Here is a 3,742-nt window from a genome sequence, read left to right on the forward strand (position 1 = left end):
ATTCGCTCATAACTTTCGGCCAAAACAGCTTTTACTCCAAGCAAAAACGTGCCTTTTGCAGCCCAATCCCGTGAGGATCCACTTCCATATTCTTTTCCGGTAAGCACCACTAATGGCGTATCGTCTTTTTTGTATTTAACAGCGGCATCATAAACCGTCATCTCTTCGCCCGAAGGCAAATAGGTGGTATAACCGCCTTCCTGTTTGGCCAGTTTGTTTTTGATGCGCACGTTGGCAAAAGTACCACGTACCATGACTTCATCATTACCACGTCGGCTGCCATAGGAGTTGAAATCTTCTTTGTTGACACCTTTACTGATTAAATACTGTCCTGCCGCCGAACGCTCATTAAAAGCTCCTGCTGGCGAAATATGATCGGTCGTAATACTATCGCCCAAGACCAAAAGCGCACGTGCATTTTCGATATCCTGAAGTGCCGGTGCTTGATCCGAAATATTTTTAAAGAACGGAATTTCCTTGATATAAGTTGAAGAATCATCCCATTCATACAAACTACCGGTTGGGATTTCCAGGTTTCTCCAAATCTCGTTGCCTTCAAAAATCTCGGAATAGTTTTTATGGAAATCTTTGGGTGAAAGGACTTCTTTAAGCACTGCATTGATTTCATCATCAGTTGGCCAAATATCTTTTAGATAAACAGGCAATTGATTTTTGTCATAACTGATGGGATCATTGAACAAATCGATATCCACGCGACCCGCAATGGCAAAAGCCACCACCAACATAGGCGACATCAAATAGTTCATTTTGACCTGCGAATGGACACGTGCCTCAAAGTTACGGTTTCCGGAAAGTACAGAACAGACCACCAATTCATGCTCATCAACCGCTTTGGCTATAGCTGGTGGTAACGGCCCGGAATTTCCAATACAAGAGGTACAGCCATAACCTACCAAATGGAATTGCAAGGCTTCTAAATCTTTAAGCAAATCGGCTTTTATCAAATAATCGGTCACCACTTTAGAGCCCGGTGCCAACGAGGTCTTTACCCATGGTTTGACATCAATGCCCTGCTCTCTTGCTTTTTTGGCAACTAGTCCGGCACCAATCATCACAAATGGATTGGACGTATTGGTACAAGAGGTTATCGCAGCAATGACCACCGAACCATCTGACAAAGAAAACTTCTGTTCACCTTTATCGATCCAAACGGTTTTGAGTCCGTTTTTTTCTTTAGCTTCAATAGAAGTGCCTTCTGAAAGCTGTTTTATGGGCGGCGAAAGTTGATTGCCACCTTCATTTTTCCATCGTATTTCTGAATCCCGATCCTCGTGCTCAATATATTCGCGTTCAAAACCAGAACTCAACAGATCAATGAATTTGGGTTTAAATTCTTTTAATAGGATTTTATCCTGTGGACGTTTTGGACCGGCAACGGTAGGTTCTATTTTAGAAACATCCAATTCAACAATATCAGTGTAAGTAATTCTGCTTTCATCTTTTCGCCATAACATATTGGCTTTGCAATACGTTTCAACCAATTGGATCTGCTCTTCCGACCGGTTACTTTCTCGCATATAAGTCAGGGTTTTATCATCAATTGGAAAATAGGTAATGGTACAGCCAAATTCTGGCGACATATTACCAATAGTTGCTCTATCCGGTACGGATAAATGATCAAGACCCGGACCAAAAACCTCAACAAATTTGCCGACCACACCTTTTTTTCTCAATACATTGGCGATGGTCAATACCAAATCCGTGGCCGTAGAACCCAAAGGCAATTTACCCGTCAATTTCAATCCAATCACTTCGGGCATGATAAAATAAAGAGGCTGGCCCAAAATAGCGGCTTCGGCTTCAATACCACCAACGCCCCAAGCTACAACACCAATACCGTTGACCATTGGCGTATGGCTGTCTGTCCCTACCAAAGTATCGGGAAAAAGCATGCCGTCGCGTTCAATAACCCCTTTTGAAAAGTATTCTAAATTGATTTGATGGCAAATTCCCATCCCCGGAGGAACCACACTAAAGTTATCAAAAGAATGCTGCGCCCATTTTAAGAATTGATACCGCTCCAGATTACGTTTATATTCTTCTTCCATATTGCGTTGATAGGAATATTCGGTGCCAAAATAATCGACCTGCACGGAGTGGTCAATCACCAAATCAACAGGCACCAACGGATTGATCGTATTTGGATCCTTGCCTTTGCGTGCCACTTCTGCGCGTAGTGCGGCAATATCAACCACTGCCGGAACACCGGTAAAATCCTGCATCAATACGCGTGCAGGTTTAAAAGGAATATCTTTATCCACACCTTGTGGTTTCCAATTTAAAAGCGTTTCAATGTTTTCATTGGTTACGGAAAAATCATCAAAATTACGCAATGCGTTTTCTAAAAGGATACGAATGGAAAACGGTAATTTATCAATCTCATAACCTTGCTTAACGAGTTCTTCCAGACTGTGATAGTCAAAGGTATTCCCGTTGACCACTATTTGCTTTTTAGTTTTAAAAGGATTACTTGCCATGTTATCAATATTTTTTTAGTAGTTAATAGTTTTATTGATTCAATCCGTTCACATGTGTTTTTCAGATTTGCTTAAAAGATTGAATCTTATGAATTTTCTAAAATTGAAAGTATATGAATTTTAGGAAGACGTTGTTAGTGCGTTACCCAAATATCAAAAAACACCACATTTTTACAATGTCAGTATTTTATTTAAGTCGCTTAAAGTTACGGATTTTATCAAACTAAATGAATCATATCCAATAAATAATGAGTCATATTGATGACTGCAGAATCTAAAAAACGATAAAACAAGGTCTATTTGCTAGGGATTATTGCAGATAAATATTTATTTCTAATCCCGAAAGAACTCGATATATATAAGATAATTTGCAATCGAAAGAATAGGATCCTAATGAGGATGCGTAAATATTGGAATTATTGAGGGGTATTTATTATGGCCAACCAATAGATTAAAAAAAATGAAGCAAACATCTCTGAGTAACCAATTCAGATAATTTGCTTCACTTGACTATTAACTCAAATAAAAGATGAAAAAAATGCAATTTGCTTTTGTGCACAGTAATTACTGCACAATATGTTTTGCTTATGCCGTCGTGGCCAAATTTCAAATTACCAACAATCGTTTAAGCTTTGTTTTTAAGTTTACCAATCAATGACGTGGCACTTCCAATTTAGAAAAATCGATAGCAGGCGCAACACCGTTTGCTGTCCTTGTAAATTCCGTGTCAATAGGTATGGTTTCACTAAAAAACCCACAGTTTTCCATAAAAAACTCATTACCTACAACACCTCCACCATAATCCATTCGGGCTTCTTTTCGAGCCGTCGCGTCGGCGGTAAACTTCGCCTTGGTCAACTCAATCCATTCCCCATCGGTGGTATAGATCCATTGGTTGTTGTAATTTGCTTTTCTGGTAATATTGCCATAAGACGGAACGAAATTCTCTAAAAACGAATAAAGTCTCTGTAGATGCCTACTGCCTTGAGGTCTTCTGAAACTGGCTATTAAATGCCACTGATCATCATCAGGAGTGAAAAAATAAGCTGTATAATCGGTGGAATTATTTTCTGCTGGAACGCCTTTCAACAAAAATTTATAAGTGGTATCGGCTTTCCATGGAAAGACTTTATAACTCTGTCCACCAGAACCTTCATTTCCAAATTCACCGGTTTTGACAGCATCGCCTTTGCCTAATAAAATAATTTTGTGATCGTCCGGAATTTCATTTGGATCTTGCGTAT

The 3,742-nt window shown here is 39.5% G+C and carries 2 protein-coding genes; both read right to left on the reverse strand.

From position 1 onward, the window contains the following. The coding region (acnA, locus tag VNJ50_RS13410; RefSeq protein WP_325582744.1) for an aconitate hydratase AcnA at positions 1–2,498 on the reverse strand (2,498 nt) is incomplete at its 3' end. Positions 2,499–3,149: 651 nt separating this feature from the next. Then, positions 3,150–3,742 (reverse strand): DUF3472 domain-containing protein (locus tag VNJ50_RS13415; protein ID WP_325582746.1); only part of this gene is annotated, 593 nt, incomplete at its 5' end.

It is taken from the genome of Gelidibacter sp., assembly GCF_035577925.1.
In the GTDB taxonomy this organism is placed as follows: Bacteria; Bacteroidota; Bacteroidia; order Flavobacteriales; family Flavobacteriaceae; genus Gelidibacter.